General features: G+C 71.7%; 19 protein-coding genes. 10 read left to right on the top strand and 9 right to left on the bottom strand.

Features of this window, described 5'->3' with window-relative positions:
- The first annotated feature begins 154 nt into the window (after nucleotides 1-154).
- From HYV93_26120 to HYV93_26110, 3 genes are all read left to right on the top strand, one after another.
- Complete coding sequence (locus HYV93_26120; GenBank protein ID MBI2529452.1) at nucleotides 155-1,048, top strand: radical SAM protein; 894 nt, start codon at nucleotides 155-157, stop codon at nucleotides 1,046-1,048.
- A gap of 16 nt (nucleotides 1,049-1,064) precedes the next feature.
- On the top strand, nucleotides 1,065-1,895 hold the full coding sequence (locus tag HYV93_26115) for a metallophosphoesterase family protein (GenBank protein MBI2529451.1): 831 nt from the start codon (nucleotides 1,065-1,067) through the stop codon (nucleotides 1,893-1,895).
- A gap of 128 nt (nucleotides 1,896-2,023) precedes the next feature.
- Entirely contained in the window at nucleotides 2,024-2,734 is a 711-nt protein-coding gene (locus tag HYV93_26110; protein MBI2529450.1) for a TVP38/TMEM64 family protein, read from the top strand.
- A 62-nt stretch (nucleotides 2,735-2,796) separates the two neighbouring features.
- Here the strand turns inward: HYV93_26110 and HYV93_26105 are convergent, their stop codons facing one another.
- On the bottom strand, nucleotides 2,797-3,507 hold the full coding sequence (locus tag HYV93_26105; GenBank protein MBI2529449.1) for a TIGR04283 family arsenosugar biosynthesis glycosyltransferase: 711 nt from the start codon (nucleotides 3,505-3,507) through the stop codon (nucleotides 2,797-2,799).
- A 107-nt stretch (nucleotides 3,508-3,614) separates the two neighbouring features.
- Here HYV93_26105 and HYV93_26100 point away from each other — a divergent pair, with 107 nt between their 5' ends.
- The 6 genes from HYV93_26100 (at nucleotide 3,615) to HYV93_26075 (ending at nucleotide 6,271) form a co-directional block, all read left to right on the top strand.
- A complete protein-coding gene (locus HYV93_26100; GenBank protein ID MBI2529448.1) occupies nucleotides 3,615-4,172 on the top strand; it encodes a TetR/AcrR family transcriptional regulator in 558 nt (185 codons plus the stop codon).
- A 44-nt stretch (nucleotides 4,173-4,216) separates the two neighbouring features.
- Nucleotides 4,217-4,873, top strand: a complete 657-nt coding sequence (locus HYV93_26095; GenBank protein ID MBI2529447.1) for a haloacid dehalogenase type II — start codon at nucleotides 4,217-4,219, stop codon at nucleotides 4,871-4,873.
- Between the two features lie 17 nt (nucleotides 4,874-4,890).
- Nucleotides 4,891-5,139, top strand: coding sequence for a hypothetical protein (locus HYV93_26090; protein ID MBI2529446.1), 249 nt, complete (start codon nucleotides 4,891-4,893; stop codon nucleotides 5,137-5,139).
- Nucleotides 5,140-5,202: 63 nt separating this feature from the next.
- On the top strand, nucleotides 5,203-5,691 hold the full coding sequence (locus tag HYV93_26085) for a carboxymuconolactone decarboxylase family protein (GenBank protein MBI2529445.1): 489 nt from the start codon (nucleotides 5,203-5,205) through the stop codon (nucleotides 5,689-5,691).
- 85 nt (nucleotides 5,692-5,776) lie between these two features.
- A complete protein-coding gene (locus tag HYV93_26080) occupies nucleotides 5,777-5,923 on the top strand; it encodes a hypothetical protein (GenBank protein ID MBI2529444.1) in 147 nt (48 codons plus the stop codon).
- A gap of 18 nt (nucleotides 5,924-5,941) precedes the next feature.
- Nucleotides 5,942-6,271, top strand: coding sequence for a redoxin domain-containing protein (locus HYV93_26075; GenBank protein MBI2529443.1), 330 nt, complete (start codon nucleotides 5,942-5,944; stop codon nucleotides 6,269-6,271).
- A gap of 52 nt (nucleotides 6,272-6,323) precedes the next feature.
- On the opposite strand, the gene HYV93_26070 is transcribed toward HYV93_26075, so the two are convergent.
- The 6 genes from HYV93_26070 to HYV93_26045 form a co-directional block, all read right to left on the bottom strand.
- Nucleotides 6,324-7,463, bottom strand: a complete 1,140-nt coding sequence (locus tag HYV93_26070; GenBank protein ID MBI2529442.1) for an acyl-CoA dehydrogenase family protein — start codon at nucleotides 7,461-7,463, stop codon at nucleotides 6,324-6,326.
- 225 nt (nucleotides 7,464-7,688) lie between these two features.
- Nucleotides 7,689-8,312 carry an indolepyruvate oxidoreductase subunit beta gene (locus HYV93_26065; GenBank protein ID MBI2529441.1) on the bottom strand — a complete coding sequence of 208 codons (624 nt, stop codon included), beginning with the start codon at nucleotides 8,310-8,312 and terminating at the stop codon, nucleotides 7,689-7,691.
- Nucleotides 8,309-8,983 carry a hypothetical protein gene (locus HYV93_26060; protein ID MBI2529440.1) on the bottom strand — a complete coding sequence of 225 codons (675 nt, stop codon included), beginning with the start codon at nucleotides 8,981-8,983 and terminating at the stop codon, nucleotides 8,309-8,311. The genes HYV93_26065 and HYV93_26060 overlap by 4 nt, the downstream gene beginning before the upstream one ends.
- The gene (locus tag HYV93_26055) at nucleotides 8,980-9,792 is read right to left on the bottom strand and encodes a ferredoxin family protein (GenBank protein MBI2529439.1); all 813 of its coding nucleotides are present in this window, start codon (nucleotides 9,790-9,792) and stop codon (nucleotides 8,980-8,982) included. The genes HYV93_26060 and HYV93_26055 overlap by 4 nt, the downstream gene beginning before the upstream one ends.
- 16 nt (nucleotides 9,793-9,808) lie before the next feature.
- Nucleotides 9,809-11,728: a 4Fe-4S binding protein gene (locus HYV93_26050; GenBank protein ID MBI2529438.1), complete on the bottom strand. Its 1,920-nt coding sequence runs from the start codon at nucleotides 11,726-11,728 to the stop codon at nucleotides 9,809-9,811.
- Nucleotides 11,725-12,840, bottom strand: coding sequence for a Coenzyme F420 hydrogenase/dehydrogenase, beta subunit C-terminal domain (locus HYV93_26045; GenBank protein ID MBI2529437.1), 1,116 nt, complete (start codon nucleotides 12,838-12,840; stop codon nucleotides 11,725-11,727). The genes HYV93_26050 and HYV93_26045 overlap by 4 nt, the downstream gene beginning before the upstream one ends.
- A gap of 387 nt (nucleotides 12,841-13,227) precedes the next feature.
- On the opposite strand from HYV93_26045, the gene HYV93_26040 reads away from it, so the two are divergent.
- A complete protein-coding gene (locus HYV93_26040; protein MBI2529436.1) occupies nucleotides 13,228-13,656 on the top strand; it encodes a MaoC family dehydratase in 429 nt (142 codons plus the stop codon).
- Between the two features lie 21 nt (nucleotides 13,657-13,677).
- On the opposite strand, the gene HYV93_26035 is transcribed toward HYV93_26040, so the two are convergent.
- Together HYV93_26035 and HYV93_26030 are read right to left on the bottom strand one after the other, a co-directional pair.
- Nucleotides 13,678-14,883, bottom strand: a complete 1,206-nt coding sequence (locus HYV93_26035) for an aminotransferase class V-fold PLP-dependent enzyme (GenBank protein MBI2529435.1) — start codon at nucleotides 14,881-14,883, stop codon at nucleotides 13,678-13,680.
- Between the two features lie 129 nt (nucleotides 14,884-15,012).
- Nucleotides 15,013-18,501: an indolepyruvate ferredoxin oxidoreductase family protein gene (locus tag HYV93_26030; GenBank protein MBI2529434.1), complete on the bottom strand. Its 3,489-nt coding sequence runs from the start codon at nucleotides 18,499-18,501 to the stop codon at nucleotides 15,013-15,015.
- Nucleotides 18,502-18,569 lie beyond the last annotated feature (68 nt).

Raw genomic sequence — 18,569 nt, 5'->3', positions numbered from 1 at the left:
GGTACAGGGCTGACTTCGACGCCGCCGGCGGGCTCGCGCCGTTCTTGCTGCGGTATCTCGACGAGGGCCCGGTCCGGGCGGCCATCGCGGCCGGAATCCCGCCCTGCTCCAGGTGGATGCCGTACCACTGGGCCCTGGCGCATGAGCCGGCGGAATGAGAGGCACGGTGCCGGTCCTCGAGGCGCGCGGGACCCCGTTCCCGTCGGCCCCCTTCGTGCGTTTCTCCACGCTCTGGGTGCAGGTCACCGGGACGTGGTGCAATCTGCAATGCGTCCACTGCCTCAATGCCAGCGGCCCGCGGGATCCCTGGCTGAAGCCGCTCTGCGCCGAGAGGGTGCGCCACGCGATCCGCGAGAGCGAGGCCCTGGGGGTGAAGGACATCTACTTCACCGGCGGCGAGCCGTTCCTCCACCGCGAGATCCTGCCGCTGCTCGGCGTCGCGCTCGCGGCGGCGCCCACCACGGTGCTCACCAACGGGGCGGCGATCTCGGAGGCCACGGTTGCGGCCCTGGCCTCCCTCGCGCGGGGCGCCCCATACTCGCTCGAGATCCGCGTGAGCCTGGACGATGTGGATCCCGAGCGGAACGACCGCGTGCGAGGGCGGGGCGCCTGGGCCCGGGCGGTCCTGACCATCCGGCGCCTTCATGCCCATGGCCTGCTGCCCATCGTCGCGGCGACCGAGGACCCGGGCGGCGAGGGGCAGGTGGGTCCGGGGCTCTACGGGCGGCTGCGGGACTTTCTCGTCGATCTGGGGATTGACAAGCCCCGCGTGAAGATCCTGCCGCTCTTCCCCGCCGGTCGCCTGGCTGGCCGGGGCGGTGATCTCCTCAGCGAGGAGGTGCTCGACGGCTTCGACCGCGGGCAGCTCCAGTGCGCCGAGGCGCGGGTGGTGGCCGACGGGGGCGTCTACGCGTGCCCCATCCTGGCCGGACTGCCGGGCGCGCGCCTGTCTGCAGGAGACCTCGAGGAGTCGTTCCGGCCGGTGCCGCTCTTTCACCCGGCGTGCGTGACCTGCTTCGAGACGGGCATGACGTGCCGGAACGCATGACCCTGAGCGAGCGCGGATGTCCCGCCCCGCGGCGGCGATCGTGAACGTGAGACACCCGGTCGCCGCGTACCGGCGGATCGCCGTCTTCGGCGGCGTCTACAGCAACGCGCTGGCCCTCGAGGCGACGATCGAGGATGCGCGCCGCCGCGAGGCGGAGGCCGTGTTCTGCCTGGGGGACATGGGGGGCTTCGGGCCGCATCCCGACCGCGTGTTTCCGCTGCTTCGGGCGGGGGCCGTGCTGAGCCTCCAGGGCAACTACGACGAGTCGCTCGCCTCGGGACGCGAGGACTGCGGCTGCGGCTATACAGACCCGCGAGACAACCACTTCGCCCGGATCAGCTACGCCTACACCTTCGCGCACACCTCGGCGGAGAACAAGGCGTGGCTCGGCAGCCTGCCACGGCACTGCCGGGTGCAGCTGGGCGGCTCCAGCGTGCTGATGTGCCACGGCTCGCCGCGCCGGGTCAACGAGTTCCTCTGGGAATCGACGACACCGAACGGCCTGCTGCGCCGGCTCTTCCGCGACCACGCCGCGGACGTCATCCTGTGCACCCACACCGGCATCAAGTGGCACCGTGCCCTGCCCGGGGGACAGCACCTGGTCAACGTCGGCGCGATCGGTCGTCCGGAGAACGATGGCTCGCCCCGGGTCTGGTACGCGCTCCTCACCGCGGACGCCGAGCTGGAGGTCGAGTTCGTGCCGGTCCGGTACGACCATTCGACGCTTGCCCGCCAGATGGATGCCGAAGGTCTCCCGCCAGAATTCGCCGAGACCGTCCGCACGGGCTGGTGGACCACCTGCCTCGAGAGCCTTCCGGCCCGGGAGCGGGCCCGGGGCCGGTTCTAGGCGCCGGCCGTGCGAGATGTGGCCCTCGCCGTCGCCGTCCAGCTCTTCACCGCCTGCCCACCGAGCCGGGGGCCATCGTCGCGCCGGGCTAGGCCTGGCGAAGGCACCGCTTCGAATGACCCGGTCACGTGAATAGCCGGCGGGGGGTCTTGCTCGCGCTGGCGCTCGCGGGCGGCGTGGTGGCGCTGGTCCTCGCGCTCCGCGGCGAGCCGCCGGAGCCGGTCCGGGTTCTGGCTCACGGCGACATCGCGGGGCTCCGCGTCTACGTGCTCTCCTTCGGCGCCTGGGCGCCCCTGGTCTCCGGGGGGCTGATGGTCCTCCAGGCGGTCATCGCGCCGCTGCCCGCTTCCGCGATCACCTATGTCAACGGGCTGATGTTCGGCGCATGGTGGGGCGGACTGCTCTCGTGGGGGAGTGCGCTTGGCGCCGCCGCCCTCTGTTTCGGTCTGAGTCGCATCCTCGGACGCCCCGCGGTCGGGCGGCTCGTGAGTCCCCGCGCTCTCGCGTGGAGCGACGCGTTCTTCGCCCGCTTCGGCCCGTATGCGGTCCTTATCGGGCGGCTGAGTCCGGTGGTCTCCTTCGACGTGGTCAGCTACGGGGCGGGGCTTACGCCGATGTCGTTCGCCGGCTTCCTGACGGCGACGGCCGTCGGTATGGTGCCGGCCACGCTGGTGTACAGCTATCTCGGCCACCTTGGCGGGTCCTCCGGCCAAGCGCTGTTGTGGACGGTGGGGACGCTGACCCTGCTCGGGGTGCTGGTCCTGATCTTCCAGCCGAGGTTCATGGCCCTTCTTGCGGGCCGGCGGGGGGCGCGGGATCGACGGCGGGGAGGCGCGTGATGAGGGCCGGGGCGGCCCCCCCGGGCGATGGATGCCGGGTGCGTCCGGGTCGCTGCCGGGGGTCATGGCGGCGTCGACGGGGGCCGCTTCGCGGGATCGAGGCCGTAGTAGAGCCGGTGAAGAGACGCCGGCGACACGCCCAGCGCGTACAGGCACCGGAGCAGCCACATGAGGCCGATCGTTCGCCACACCCCCTCGCGCCGCCACTTCCGCGTCGAGCCGACGACGGGCGCCCGCAGGCAGCCGACCCGCCCGAGACGCTTCAGCCGGCGAGAGAGCTCGATGTCCTCCATGAGCGGAATCTCCGGATACCCTCCCACGGCGTCGAACGCCGCGCGCCGGACGAAGATCGTCTGATCTCCCGTGAAGATCCTGGTGAGCCGCGAGCGGAGGTTGCCGAGCCGAGCGATCCAGGGGTACGGCCATTCCGCTCTCTCGTAGACGAGGTCGAGGCGGCCGCCCACGACGGCGGGATCGCCCATGGCCGCTTCGATCGCGCGCAGGCTATCGGCTGGCAAGCGGCTATCGGCGTGCAGAAACACCAGCACCTCACCCCGGGTCACGTGTGCCCCGAGGTTCATCTGCAGGGCCCGACCAGGGGGGCTGTCGACGGCGGAGTAGCCTGCCTGGCGCACGAGAGCGGGCCCCCCGTCTCGGCTGCCGCCATCGACGAAGAGGATCTCGGGCCGACCGCTCAGCATCCCGAGCGAGCCGAGCAAGCCCGGGAGCTCCGCCTCTTCGTTCAGCGTGGGAATGATGATGCTGACCGGCATGGTCTTACTGTAGCTGCGCGCATAGAAGGAGTTGACAATCCGGTGAGGCCGACTATACTTGACTGGTCATCTATATGGGACGGACGAGCGACGCCAACGAAAGGCTGGTGGCGACTGCCGCCGACCTGCTGCATGCCCGGGGCTACGCGAGCGTGGGCGTCGAGGCACTGTGCCAACGAGCAGGGGTCAAGAAAGGAAGCTTCTACCACTTCTTTCGCTCCAAACATGCGCTCACGCTCGCCGCGCTGGACTGGCACTGGCGGAAGACCACGGAACTGGTGCTGGAACCAGCCTTCCGAGACGATCTGCCTCCGATCCAGCGACTCGGGCGGTTCTTCGATCTGCTCGCCAAGGTGCAGGCGGCGACGAAAAAACGGACCGGGCAGGTCCGGGGTTGCCCGTTCGGGAACCTGTCCGGAGAGATGAGCAGCCAGGATGAACGGATCCGCCGGAAGCTGCGCCAGATCTTTCAAGCGATCGCATCCTACTTCGAGGGAGCGCTCAGAGAGGCAATCGCGGCCGGCGATCTTCCCGGCATCGATCCGGCCATGAACGCCCAGGCGCTCGTGGCGTACATGGAAGGCATCTTACTCGTGGCAACGGCCGAGAACGATCCTGCGCTGATCACGCGCCTCGGGCGGAAGGCGATCCAACTCGTCACGTAACACAGTCGTCACACCTACCAACGATTCGGAGCGAGGGCGGTCTCATGGGAACGCGCGTCCGGGGGTACGTGTTCGACGCCTACGGGACCCTGTTCGACGTCCATTCGGTGGTCGATGCGGCACGAGAGGTGACGGACGACCCGGTGGCTCTGTCGGCAACCTGGCGCCAGAAGCAACTCGAATACACCTGGCTCCGGGCGCTCATGGGCCGCTACGAGGACTTCTGGGCCGTCACCGAGTCCGCCCTCCGGTACGCGATCCGCCGCCTTCGCCTCACCACGAGCGAAGCGCAGATCTGCCGGCTCATCGAGGCGTATCTGAGCCTGGCGTGCTTCCCCGAAGTCAAGGCCGCACTGGAGCGTCTCGAGGGCCGGCCGCGCGCGATCCTCTCCAACGGGTCGCCGAGGATGCTCGCGGCGGCCGTCGCGTCGAGCGGGCTCGGCCATTGCCTGGAGCACATCATCTCGGTCGACCAGGTTAAGACCTACAAGCCGTCGCCGCGAGTCTACGCGCTCGGGCCTGAGACGTTGAGCATTCCGGCGAGCGCGCTCTTGTTCGTGTCTTCCAACGCCTGGGACGTCGTCGGTGCGAAAGCGTTCGGCTACCGAGTGGCCTGGTGTAATCGGCTGAGCGCACCAGCGGAAGAACTCGGTGTGGCCGCCGATGCCGTCGTCAGCAGCCTCGACCAACTCGAGGACTAGCCTTCAAGGAGCATGTCATGGAGATCGTCCGAGTCCCCGAAGCGCACGACCTGGCAGCGGAGGATCAGAAAGTCTTCGAGGGTACGAAGGCGTGGTTCAAGATCGACTTCGTCCCCAAGATGAGCCGTGTGCTGCTGACCGTTCCCGAGTTCGGTCGGCCCTACGGGCGCGCCTCCCGACGCGCGATGGCCGATGGCGCTCTGACGCGCGCCCAGAAGGAGCTCATCGCCAGCATGGTGAGCGCCATCAACGTGTGCGAGTATTGACTGGTCGCACACAGCGCAGCCGGGAAGCTGCAAGGGCTGGCCGACGATCGGATCTGGTACGAGGTGGCCTACGTGGCCGGCGTGACCCACGCGCTCAACGCGGTCGCCGATGGCCTCCGCCTCCCGCTGGAGTTCTCTCCGTCGGCACGGCAGCCAGTTCTCCCGCTCCCCGATCCAGCCGACGCCTCTCCCGAGCTCAAGATGGTGTTCGATGACATCGTCGGCTTCTATGCCGTGGATCGACCCCCGGCGGTGTTCCGGTGGATGGGGCGCGACGTCGGATTCCTCCAGGGGTACTGGGCCGCGACGCGGGAGGCCTTCGCGGACCGGGCCCTCGACCGTCGCATGAAGGAGGTCCTCGCGCTGGCGGCCTCGATGACCGGCAAGTCGGACTATGGTGTCGACTTTCACCTTCGTGAAGCGCGTCGGCTTGGGCTGTCTGACCGCGCGCTGACCGAAGCCATCGAGGTCGTTCAGCTCTTCAATACGGTGACCAAGATCGCTGATACCCTCCAGCTCCAGCCGGACTTCGATCCGCGGTCGACCGGGTAGCGCGGGCGCGCAGAGCCGCCCGCAAGCGCTCGCTGATGCGCAGGCAGTTGGCCCGGGCAGTGACCCGGGAAGGAAGGAGCGGACAATGACGAGAGCAGACACGAGGCTCCTGGACAGCGGCGAGAGACTCCCCACGGTGGCGATGGAGACGGTGGCGCACGGGCGCATCACGGTACCCGACCGCTTCGGCGAGGGCTGGGGCGTGCTCTTGCTCTACCGCGCCCACTGGTGACCGTACTGCAAGCAGCAGTTGGCTGCTTTCGAGCGGGCCCAGGCCAAGCTCCAGGAGGCGGGGATCACGGTGGTCGCCGCCTCCACGGATCCCCTGGAGAAGGCCAAGGAGACGGTCGCCGAGCACTCGCTCACGTTCCCCGTCGGCTACGGGCTGCCCGTCCGGGACACCGCGGCCGCCCTGGGCGCCTTCTACGAGGAGCGGCGTGGGATTCTCCAGTCCACGGGCTTCGTCGTGAAGCCGGACAAGACCATCGTGGTGGCGCAATACAGCTCGGGCCCGATCGGCCGGCTGGTCTGGCAGGACATCCTGGGGCTCGTGCAATTCTACACGTCGCAGGCAAAGTGAGCTGGCGCTCCAGCGCCGGTGCTTCGCGAAGTTGAACACCAGCCCTGCCGCCTCACCGGAGGAGGCCCCGCGCGATGATCACCCGCTGGATCTGGTTCGTGCCGTCGAAGATCTGGAGGATCTTCGCGTCCCGCATCATCCGCTCCACGGGATGATCTCTCACCACGCCGTATCCGCCCAGCGCCTGGACGGCGTCCACGGTGACCTTCATGGCCATGTCCGAGGCGAAGAGCTTTGCCATGGCGCAGAAGTGACTGGTGGCGGGGTCCCCGTGCTCCATCCGCCGCGCGGCCTGGTACGTGAGCGCGCGGGCGGCTGCCAGGCTCGTGGCCATATCGGCGAAGAGGAACTGCATCCCCTGGAAGTCGGCCACCGGCTGGTTGAACTGCACGCGAGACTTGGCGTACCGGACCGCGTAGTCGAGGGCGCCCTGGGCGAGCCCCACGCCCAGGGCCGCGGCGTCGAGCCGGGCCTTGTCGAGGGCGAGCATGCAGATCCGGAACCCTTCCCCCTCGGCGCCGATCCGGTTCGCCGCGGGAACGCGCACGTCCTCGAGGATCAGCTCGGAGACGTTCGAGGCCCTGAGCCCCACCTTGTCCTCGATCCGGCCGGACGTCAGGCCCGGCGTTCCGCGTTCCACGAGGAAGCAGGAGATCCCGCGCGCCCCGGCCCCCGGCTGGGTCACCGCGAAGATGAAGTACAGCGCCGCCACCGAGCCGTTCGTCGCGAAGCATTTGCGCCCGTTCAGGACGTAGCTGTCGCCGTCCCGCTCCGCGCGCGTCTCCATCCCTGCCACGTCGGAGCCCGCATTCGGCTCGGTGATGGACAGGCAGGTGATCCCCGTCTCGCGGATGAGCCTGGGCATGTAGCGTCGCTTCTGCTCCTCGCTCCCCGCGATCAGGAGGGGGAGCCGGCTGCTCGCGATGCCGGTGAAGGTGTGGGCGGTGGCCGTGTTGAACTTCGAGATCTCCTCGACCACCATCGTGCTGGTGACGAGGTCCTTGCCCAGCCCTCCGTACTCCACCGGGAAGAACATGCTGGTGAGGCCCGCGTTCGCGAACTCCGCGAGGATGTCCCAGGGGAACTCGCCGGTCCTGTCCATGTCCGCGGCCCTGGGAGCGAGGTGCTCGCGGCAGATCCTGTTCACGGTCTGCCGGATCGCCTCCTGTTCTGCCGTGAGCTCGACCATGATCTCTCTCCTGATGCCGTGTCGGGCCGTCCGGGCCTTCGCCCGCGGGCCCCGAGTCATGGTGCGCCCCCGTTGGGATCGTGGTCAAGCGACGGTCTCGGTCGTACCTGGCGCTCCCGACGACGGAGCCGAGCGGGGCGCCGGGGGACGGGCCGTCACCCCACGCGCGGGTCGAGGGCATCCCGCAGCCGATCGCCCGATCGCAATCGCGCCGGGACCGCTTCCCGCTCAGCGGGGGGCGACGAGGGCGCGCGCGGCTTCGAGGCCCAGGCGGAAGGCGGCACGGTTGAGGCGGAGGACCTCGTCGAGGAAGCGCTCGGCGAGGAGCGCCTCGAGGGTCTCGGCCTCCACCGGGAGCCAGCCCGAGCCGGCCAGCGCCCCGAGGAGGGCCAGGTTCTGGGCCCGCATGTCTCCCGCCTGGCGGGCCAGCTCGGTGCTCTCGACGACGAGCACCTCCGCGGCGAGCCGGCGGAGGGCGGCGAGGAGCTCGGCCGGCTCCGGGTACCTCGCCTCGCCGACCTGGACCGCCAGCGGGTAGACGGGACGCGGGTTGACCAGCACGCGCGTCGTCTCCCGGCCGTAGTCGGCGAGGATCCGGAGCGCCTCGAGCGGCTCGAAGGCGACGATGACGTCCACCAGCCCCTTCGGGACCAGCGGCCCCGGCGTGGCGTCCCGGGCCGCGCGCACGTGGCTCATCACCGAGCCGCCCCGCTGCGAGGCCCCGAAGGTCTCGCCGACGCTGACGCGATAGCCGTGGCCCGACAGCGCCGAGGCCAGGAGCTCCGAGGCCACGACATTGCCCTGGCCCCCGACGCCGGCGATGACGACGTTGATCGACCGGAGCGCGCTCATCGTCCCGCGCGCGCAGCCTCGAGGAGCCGCTCGGCCCGCGCCAGGTTGAACACCCCGCAGGAGCAGAAGCGCGCCAGGCAGCGGCTGGCCTCCGCCGGCGTCCGGCGCCCCTCCTTGACGAGGAGAACGAGCTTGTCCACGAGGCCGAAGGAGATCATGCCGTGCCCGCACATGGTCGCCAGCTCGAGCGTCCGGCGGTCGGGCATCCGGTCGGTCTGCCCGAGGCAGAATCCCAGCGAGAACTCCACGCTGTGGCGCACCAGGCCGGCGGCCGCCGCGGCGCGCCGCGCCTCGTCGGTGAGCCCGCTGACGTTGACGGAGAGGCCCAGGTCCCTTTCGCGTAGCTCGGCGAGGAACGCGCGCACGCGGTCCAGCTCCTCGAAGACGGCGCAGACCACGGTCGGGGCGTCCACGCCCGCGATGACCTCGGCGGCGGTGAGCCCGCCGTCCCGCCGCCAGTGGACCAGGGGCGTGAGGTGGGGCGACGGCCGGTGGAAGCCCCCCTGCTTCCCGGTGCCGAGGTTCACGGGCCCGTGCTTCTGCGCGATCTCGAGGAAGGCCCGGAGCCTGGGCACGCAGCCCTCGGCATTGGCCCTGGTCGACATCGCGAAGACGACGTAGTCGTCGCGGAGGCTCTCGGGGCTGCCGTAGCGGTGGAGCGTGTTGGTCATGCCGCATCCCCCCAGAGCGGGCGCCCGAGGCCGAGATTGGTCTTCCCGCGCCAGAAGGCGAAGCCCTCGGCCCGCAGCACCTCGGCCAGCTCCGTGTCGCCGCCGGCGTCGCAGCGCGCGGAAACACCGAGACAGATCACGGTCTCCACCCCGCCGGCGACCGCGCGGAGAGCGCGCAGGATCTCCGGCACGCTGGCCATCGGCGTCTTCAGCTCCACGATGGCCGAGAGTACCTTCTCGCCGAGGATGTCCTCCCGGATCCGCCCGGCGGCGGGGTCGCTCATCAGGGAGGTGACCGGATTGGCCTGCTCGAAACGGGCCCCGGCGGCAGCCAGCGCGCGCGTCACGCGGTCGATGTCCCGGAAGCGCGCGCCGATGCCCGGCCGCCCGAACTCCACCGTGAAGCCCGCCTCGCCGCGCCTCACGCGGCCGGTGACGTCGTTGGTCTTGACCTCCTCGGTGCCGCGGCCGGCGAGGCCCGTGGACTCGTGGGGGACGACAGGGTCCGAGAAGGCCCGGCGGAGCGTGCGCGGCCAGGAGAGCTCCGTCTCGGTGAAGGCGCCCGTGGGGCAGACGTCGGGCTCCGGGTCGAAGCGGAAGCGGGCGAGGCGCGCGATGCCCCTGATGGCGCGCACCACGGCGGGGGGAAGATGCTCCCGCGACATCCCGCGATAGCAGCTGTAGCACTCCACGCACTCGTCCGCGTCCACGACGGCCCGATGGCTCACGGGGTCGATGGCGATGGCGCCCATGGGGCACACCGCCACGCAGTTGCCGCAGGCCACGCATTTCCGGGGGTCGATCCGCATGCCTCCGTCCTTTCCCTCAGGCGACGGCGTCGAGCCGGATGGCCTCGCGCGGGCAGAGATCCACGCAGACGCCGCAGCCGGCGCAGAGGACCTCGTCCACGCGCGCCCGCCCGCGCGCGCTGTCCCAGACCAGCGCGGGGCAGGAGAAGACGCGGTTGCAGAGTCGGGCGCAGCCGCAGGCCTCGCCGATGCACCGTTCGGGATCCACCATGGCGCGGCGGCTCCGCTTCACCCAGGGCAGGAGCGCGCAGGGGCTGCGGAGGATCAGGACCTTCGCCCCGTCGGTCTGGAGCAGGCGGTAGACGCTCTCGACGGTCTCCTCGGTCCGGAGCGGATCCTGGATCTCCACCGCGAGCCCCAGCGACCGGGCCACGCTCTCGATGGGCAGCGGCGGCGCCGGCTCGCCCGTGGCCGACCGGCCTGTCCCCGGATGCGGCTGATGCCCGGTCATCGCCGTCGTCGAGTTGTCCAGCACCGCGAGGAGCAGGCGGGAGTCGTTGTAACGGGCGTTGACGAGGGCCGGCACCACCGCGTGATAGAAGGTCGAGTCGCCCACCACGGCCACCACCGGCTGCTCGAAGCCGAAGCCGCTCAGCTTTCCGAAGCCGGAGGCGAGCCCCACCGACGAGCCCATGGCGTGCACGGTCTTGACGGTGAAGTACCCCGTCTGCATGGAGCCAAGCGTGTAGCAGCCGATGTCGCCGAGGACCACGCCGTCGCGGCCGTCGAGCTCCAGCGCGGCCTTGATGGCCCAGTACGAGGCGCGGTGCGGGCAGCCCGCGCAGAAGGCCAGCGCGCGCGCCGGCAGCTCGGGCAGCCGTGTCTCCTCGACCTTCCGGCGGAACTCCGGCGCCCGGGGCTCGAAGGGGCGCCCCGCCAGCGCCGAGACGGCTTGAATCACGATCTCGGGCGTCAGCTCGCCGATGGCCGGGCCCGCGGCGCCGGCCACATGCCCCGAGGCCTTGCCCAGGAAGGCGATGGCGCCGAGGGAGGCGGCGTGCTGCGCCCAGAGCGCCTTCACCTCGGTCTCCATGAAGGGCTCGATCTCCTCGAGGAAGAGCACCTCGCGGGCGTGCCCGAGATGAGAGAGGAGCAACCGCTCGGGCAAGGGCCACGTCGTCGCGAGCTTGAGCACCCCGACCTCACCCGAGACGCCCAGGAGCTCCACGGCCTCGACGGCGTACGTGAAGCCCGGCCCCGTCACGATCACGAGCCGGCGCGCGTCGGCAGGGCCCTGATAGCTGTTGAAGGGCGAGGTCTCGAAGCGCTCGCGGGCGCTCTCGGCGCGCTGGTGGAGCAGCGGGTGAAGCGCGCTCGTGGTGAAGTAGCGGGCGCCGGGATCGTAGCGCGCCGTCCGCGGCGGGGCCTGGAGCGCGCCCAGATCCACGCTGCCCCGGGCATGCGCGATGCGCGTCACGCTCCGGAGCATCACGGGCAGGCCCACCTCCTCCGACAGCTCGAAGGCCCAGCGCGTCATCTCCTTGGCCTCGTCTACCGTGGCCGGCTCGACGAGCGGCAGGTGGCTGGCGCGCACGAGATAGCGGGTGTCCTCTTCCTTGGTGCTCGAGTGGGCCCCGGGGTCGTCCGACACCACCACGACCATGCCGCCGCGCGTGCCCGAGTAGGCGAGGCTGGTGAGGAAGTCCATGGCGACGTTGAGCCCGTCAGCCTTCATGATCGTGATGGAGCGGAGCCCGGCGAACGAGGCGGCGGCCGCGCCCTCCATGGCCACCTTCTCGTTGGTGGACCACTCGGCGTGGAAGCCCCGCTCGCGGGCCATCGCGGCCAGGCTCGCCAGGACCTCCGAGGAGGGCGAGCCCGGATAGGCCGCCGCGTAGGCGAGCCCGGCCTCCATGGCGCCGCGCGCGATGGCCTCGTTGCCGCTCAGGACGACGGTGCGGCCGGGGCCGGCCGTGCGGAGGGCCTGAAGGCTCATGCTCCGCCCTCCGCCTCGGGCTGGAGCGCGGCGCGGCGCTCGGGGGAGATCTCGAGATACGCGGCCTCGGCGCGTCCGGCCTCGAGCGCCGCGAGCACTCTGATCTTCTTGCCGCGCACGGCCGCGCGCAGGATCGGGATCCGTTCGGCCGGATACGGCGTGACCTCGAGCGCGCCGGCCGCCACCGCCCCGTCCACGAGCGCCTGGCCGCGCGCCGTCCGCACCACGAGCGTGTTCCAGTCCGGATCGTACTCGGTGGAGCCCACCGCGAGATCCGCCCACTCGGCGGTGGGGTCGAAGCAGGACTGGCAGGCCGGCCGGATGAACGGGCGCACCTGGTCGAGGGGGATGCGGACGGCGCCGCCGTTCACGGAGAAGACCACGCCGCCCTCCTTGGGGATGTCCATCTTCGTGGCGGGCGCGAGATCCGCCCGCGAGGCGAGGAAGCGGTAGAAGGGCGGCGTCAGCGCCCAGAAGCAGAAGACGCCGATGACGAGCGCAAGACGGTGGCCGCCCTCCCCGCGCGCCTCGAGCTTGCGGAGCGCGGCGACCTGGCATGGCCGGCCCACCACCGCGAGGGGGGCGCTGCCCTCCCGGAGCAGCGGCGCCAGCGGTGCCAGCGTCGCGCAGGCGGAGTACTTGGTGCCCGCCGCGGCGAGCGCGGTCGCGCGGTCGCGGGCCACGACGGGATGGGGCGCGGCGGTGGGGCTGCCGCCGGTGAGGAGCGCGGCCTCCGCGGCCCCCGCGCCCAGCGCGAAGAGGGTGAGCGCCGTCGTCACGCCGCCGTACTGGCCGCGCCGCTTCACCTCGGGGTCGAGCGCGCGGGCGAAGTGGAGCGCCAGGTGCGGGCCCAGGAGCGGGTCGGCCGGCCCCGCGCCGGCCAGCTGCGCGTCCAGCCGGTCCGGGTCCAGCGCGGCGCGGGGGCAGACCTCGAAGCAGCGCCCCTCCGGGAGCGGGCAGGGGTGGATGAAGGCCACGCGCTCCCCGAGCGTCTTCAGATACGGGCAGTGACCGAGACAGGCCCCGCAGGCGGTGCAGAGGCCGGTCTCCAGCACGCGGGCCTGGAGATCCCGCGGTCCTCCCCGCTGCGCCTCCACAGTCCTCTGCGCCATCCTGTCTCCTCGCGGTTGCCCTGGCCTTGCCCCGCCGACCGGGCCTCTCACATCTAGGCCTGAAGGTCAGGCCAGCACAATGAGGTGTTTGCTTCAGGGGCAGCGGGGCCCCCGAGGTCCATCCCGGAGATCCGAGCCGCCTCAGGGTGACCTCGGCCGACCCCGCTCCACGGTCGCGCTCCTGGGCCCCCCGAAGACATCAGCCGGCTGCCTCACGACCATGGTGCCGACAGCGGGATGCGCCGAGGACAGGGGCGCGGACGCCTGGGTCGAGTCAGGGCCGGCGAAGCGTGCGCCCGGCGACCGACTCCGGCGATAATGGCCCGCGGAGGCCATCCCACCCGATCGGAGGAAACGATGCTTGCTCTCGCGACGCCGTAGGACCTCATCGCGCATGTGGGGCAGGAGCTGGGCCAGTCGGAGTGGCTCACCGTGACCCAGGAGATGATCGACCGCTTCGCCGAGGCCACGGGCGACCACCAGTGGATCCACGTGGACGTGGAGCGGGCCAGGCGGGAGATGCCCGGGGGCAAGACCATCGCCCACGGCTACCTCACGCTCTCGCTGATCCCGCGCCTCCGGCCCCAGCTGATCGAGGTGACGGGGAGGCGCCGGGGCATCAACTACGGCTGCAACAAGGTGCGCTTCCCGGCCCCGGTGCCCTCGGGCTCGCGCGTGCGGCTGCGCGGCAAGCTCCTGGCGGCCGAGCCGACGGCCGACGGCGCGGTGCGGATGATCCTCGAGTTGACGATGGAGGTGGAGGGCACCGCCCGCCCGGCCATGGTGGCCGAGACGATCTCGCTCGTCTACGGCTGAGCCGCCCGGCGGCCGCCGCGCTCAGCCTCTCCCCGGCGAGGCGCGCTCGTCGCGCTCGGCGGCCAGCTCGCGGCGGAGGGCCTCGGCGAGCCGCTCGAAGTCGGCAAGGCCGTTGTAGAGCTGCGCCGAGATGCGCACGAGACGGCGGGGCGCGGCGGGCCAGCTCATCACCGGGACCTCGATGCCCCAGCCCTCGTAGAGCCGCCGCTGGAGAGGATCGGGACGGCGCCAGCCGATCTCGGTCGTGGGGCCGTCGGGCAGGATGATGCTGGCGAGCGCGCCCGCCATCTCGTCGGGGCAGGGGGGCGCGGAGCCGACCGCGGCGCAGAGGAGGCGCCGCGCCTCCAGCGCTAGCGCGCGGTTTCGCGCCATGAGCGCGGGCCAGCCCCCCGGGAGCAGCGAGCCCAGGTACTCGATGGCTCGCGGCACCGCGAGCCACGCGGTGGGATCGTCCGTCCCCGTCCAGTCGAACTCCAGGCGGAAGCGCGAGCGCCCCGGCCGCGTGGCGCTGGCCCCGTGGCTGATGGTGAGCGGGCGGATGTCGGGCTGGCGATCGCGCCGCACCCAGAGGAAGGCCGAGCCCTTCGGCGCGCAGAGCCACTTGTGGCAGTTGCCGCTGTAGTAGGTCGCGCCGAGAGCTCCGAGATCCAGCGGGACCATGCCGGGGGCATGCGCCCCGTCCACCAGCACCTCCACCCCGCGCCCAGCGAGCGCGGCGACCAGGCGCTCGAGGGGCAAGACGAGGCCGGTCGGGCTCGTGACGTGATCGACGAGGGCCAGGCGCGTCCGCGGCGTGATCCGCGCCAGCACGGCCTCCACGACCGCCTCCGGCGCGGCGAGCGGGAACGGGATCGCCGCCACCACCACCCGGGCGCCGGCCCGACCGGCGGCGAAGTCGAGGGCGTTCCGGCAGGCGTTGTAGGCGTGGTCGGTGGTGAGCAGCTCGTCCCCGGGCGAGAAGCGGAGCGACCGGAGCACGGTGTTCACGCCGCCCGTGGCGTTGGCGACGAAGGCCAGGTCGTCGGCATCGGCGCCCACGAAAGCGGCGAGCGCCTGCCGCGCCCCGGCGAGACGATCGTCCAGCTCGCGCGAGAGGAAGCGGACGGGCGCGGCTTCCATCTCGTCGCGGAGCGCCGCCTGGTGCCGGAGGACCTCGGTGGGGCAGGCGCCGAACGAGCCGTGGTTCAGGAAGACCACGCCGCGCTCGAGGGGCCAGAGCTCTCGCATTGGGGTCAGGTCTTGCAATCCGACATGAGGGCTCGGCAGATGTTCCTCGCGGCTGGCTCTGATCGGCGATGTATGATTGCAAGACCTGACCCCGCTCGCTGCCGATGTCCCGCGCATCGGGGCTGGGCGTCAGCGTCGCGCTGGGCGTTGCGGCGCGACTGCCAGCCGCTGCACTTCCTCCCTGAAGCGGGCCACGTTGCGGAGCTTGACGTCCTCGTAGCCGCGGATCAGGTCGGGCAGGCCCGCCAGCTCCACGGCGCGCTCGTGGGTCACGGGCGAGAGCGTGGCGAGCGCCGCCTCCACGAGCGCCCGGTACTCGGCGATGAGCGCCCGCTCCACCCGCCGCACGGAGGCGTAGCCGAAGGGATCGAGCGCGGTGCCGCGCAGGCGGCGCAGGCGGACGAGGAGGCGGAAGAAGGGTTCGATCCAGCGCCCCACCGCGACCTTGCGCCGGAGGCCGAGCGCACGCAGCAGCGGCGGCTGGAGGTGGTAGCGGAACCCGGCGGCCTGCGGGTACTCGCCCTCGATCCGCCGCGCGAGGTCTCCTGCCAGGTGGAGCCGGGCCACCTCGTACTCGTCCTTGTAGGCCATCAGCCGGAACAGGTGTCGCGCGACGGCCTCGGCGAGGCGCGTCTCGCCCGGGAGGGCCGCCTGCTCGGCCGCGGCCACGCGCGCCACGAAGCCGGCATAGGCCTCCGCGTACGGGACATCCTGGTAGGCGATCAGCTCAGGCACCCGGAAGGCGAGGACCTGCCGCAGCTCGCCGGTGGTGCCGGAAGAGTCCACGAGGCGGAGGGCATCGCCCGCGAGCGCGGGTGCCAGCGGGGCCTCCCCCAGGTGTGGGTGCGGGAGCGTGGCCGCCCATGACGGATCGGCCACGGCGCGACGCCCCGCCCGGAAGGCCTGCGTGTTGGCCTCCACGGCGACGCCGTTGAGCGCGATGGCGGCCTCGATGGACGCAGCGGAGACGGGGATGGCGCCCGCCTGGTAGGCGGCGCCCAGCATGATCGGGTTGGCCATGAGGTTGTCGTCGAACAGCGCCTCGGCGAGGGCCACCGCGTCCAGCGCCACGTTGCCGTCCTTGCGGGTGACGCGGGTGACGGCGGCGAGGAGATCGCCCCGGTCGGGGAAGCCTGCGTCGGGCGAGGCGACCATCGGCCCGGTGGGCACCGCGCTCGTCGAGAGAACGGCCACCGTCCGCTCCGGCGCCGCGCGATCGAGGTTCGTGGGGGCGGTCGCCACGAGGACGTCGAGCCCGAGGTAGCAGTCGGCGCTCCCCAGCGCGACCTTGTTGGAGAAGTCGGGCGGGGCCTCCGAGATCTTGAGGTGGGAGACGACGGGCCCGCCCTTCTGGGCGAGCCCGGTCTGATCCAGACCGCGCACGTGGCGCCCATCCAGGAGCGCGGCGGTGCCGAGGATCTGGTTGACCGTGACGACACCGGTGCCGCCGATGCCCGTCATGACCACGTGGCAGTCGCGGGGAACGCGGACCACGGGGTCGGGGAGGTCGGCCTCCACGGTGGCGGCGCGCCGGCGCCCCCGGGCGCCTCCGTCGCGAGGCGCGAAGGTGACGAAGGATGGGCACTCGCCCTCCAGGCAGGTGAGATCGGTGTTGCACGAGGGCTGGTGGATCTGGGTCTTCCGGCCGAGCGGGGTCTCGACGGGCTGCACCGACACGCAGTTGGACCTGGCGCCACAGTCCCCGCACCCTTCGCAGACCGCCTCGTTGATCACCACGCGGCGCTCGGGAGCGGGAAGGCGGCCGCGCTTGCGCAGCCGCCGCCGCTCCGTCGCGCAGTGCTGGTCGTAGATCAGGACCGTGACGCCGGCCGTGTCGCGCAGGAGGCGCTGCGCCTCGTCGAGATGGTCGCGGGGCCAGACCTCGACTCCGGGAGCCCAGCGGGCGCCGCGCGGGTACTTGGCCGGATCGTCGGCGAGGACGAGGATCCGCCCCACTCCCTCGGCCTCGAGCAAGCGCGTGAGGTCGGGCACGGCGCGTGCCCCCGCGGCGGCCTGGCCGCCCGTCATGGCCACCGTGGCGTTGTAGAGGATCTTGAACGTGATGTTGGTCCCCGCCGCGACGGCCTGGCGGATCGCGAGCGAGCCCGAGTGGCAGAAGGTGCCGTCGCCGAGGTTCTGGAAGAAGTGCGGCGTCTTCGTGAAGGGCGCGGCGCCGACCCAGTGGACGCCCTCGCCGCCCATGGCGGTGAGCCCGACATTGTTCCGGTCCATGGTCAAGGCCATCGAGTGACAGCCGATGCCGCCGCCCGCGAGCGACCCCTCGGGCACCAGCGTCGACCGATTGTGAGGGCAGCCCGAGCAGAACCAGGCCTGGCGCCTGAGGGTGATCGGCGGCTGGCGGTCGCGCAGCGCCTCGAGGAGCGCCGCATGGGCGGCGATGGAGGGGAGCGGGATCCGCCGTTCGAGACGCCGGGCGAGGATGAGCGCGACCCGGTCGGCGTCCAGCTCGCCGTCCGCCGGCACGAGAACGCGGCCCTCCTCGTCGCGCTTGCCCGTCACCTGCGGGTGCCGGGCCTCGTCGATCAGGATCTCTCTCATCTGCAGCTCGACGAAGCTCCGCTTCTCCTCGATGACCAGCAGCTCCTCGAGCCCCCGCGCGAACTCGCGGACGAGTCCGGGCCCGAGCGGGAACGGCATGCGGACGTGGAGGAGACGGACGCCGTGGCGGCGCAGCGCCTCGTCGTCGAGCCCGAGCGCGCCCAGGGCCTCGCGCACGTCGTGGTAGGTCTTGCCCGCAGCGGCGATGCCGAGCCACGCGCCGGGCCCGTCCACCGCGATCCGGTTGATGCGATTCGCGGCAGCGAAGGCCCTGGCCGCCTCGAGGCGACCGGAGAACAGCTCGCGCTCCATCTCGAGGCCCCAGGGCGGGAACCGCACCATGCCATGCGTCGCCTGCCACGGCTTACCCTCGTACTCGAAGCCGGGATCGGCGATGGCGATCCGCTCCGGGGCGACCTCGGCCGTGCCGACCTCGTCGGAGACGTTGGTGACGATCTTGAACCCGACCCAGCAGCCGGAGTAGCGCGAGAGCTCGAAGCCGAGCCGCCCGAGATCGAGGACCTCCTGGACATTGCCCGGGAAGAGCACCGGGAAGCCCAGATCGTAGAAGGCCAGCTCCGAGGCCGTGGGGAAGGTGCTGGACTTCGCCACCGGATCATCCCCGGCGATGGCCAGCACGCCGCCGTGGGGCCCCACGCCGGCGAAGTTCGCGTGCCGGAAGAGATCGCCGGTGCGGTCCACGCCGGGGGCCTTGCCGTACCACATGCCCAGCACCCCGTCGTACCTGGGCTTCGGGAACTCCCCCGCGAGCTGGCCGCCGAAGACTACCGTGGCGCCCAGCTCCTCGTTGAGGCCCGGAATGAAGCGGATGTCGTGCTCGGCCAGGAGCGCGGCATTCCGCTGCAGGTTGAGATCGAAGCCGCCGAGGGGAGAGCCAGGATACCCGGAGATGACGGTGGCCGTGCGGAGCCCGCGCCGCCGGTCGGCGCGGTGCTGGTCCATCGGCAGCCGCACCAGCGCCTGGATGCCGGACAGGAAGATGCGGCCGGACTCGGCCCGGTACTTCGAGTCCAGCGAGAGGCCCGCTCCCGTCGTCATGTCGCTTTGTCCTCCGTCACCGGCTGACGCCGGCATCCCGCCCCGCCGCGTTGCGCGGCGGCGGGACC

The sequence above is a fragment of the Candidatus Rokuibacteriota bacterium genome (genome assembly GCA_016188005.1).
Taxonomy (GTDB): Bacteria; Methylomirabilota; Methylomirabilia; order Rokubacteriales; family CSP1-6; genus UBA12499.
Note: the sequence above shows the minus strand (reverse complement) of the source record. Positions and strands in the feature narration are given on the sequence as shown.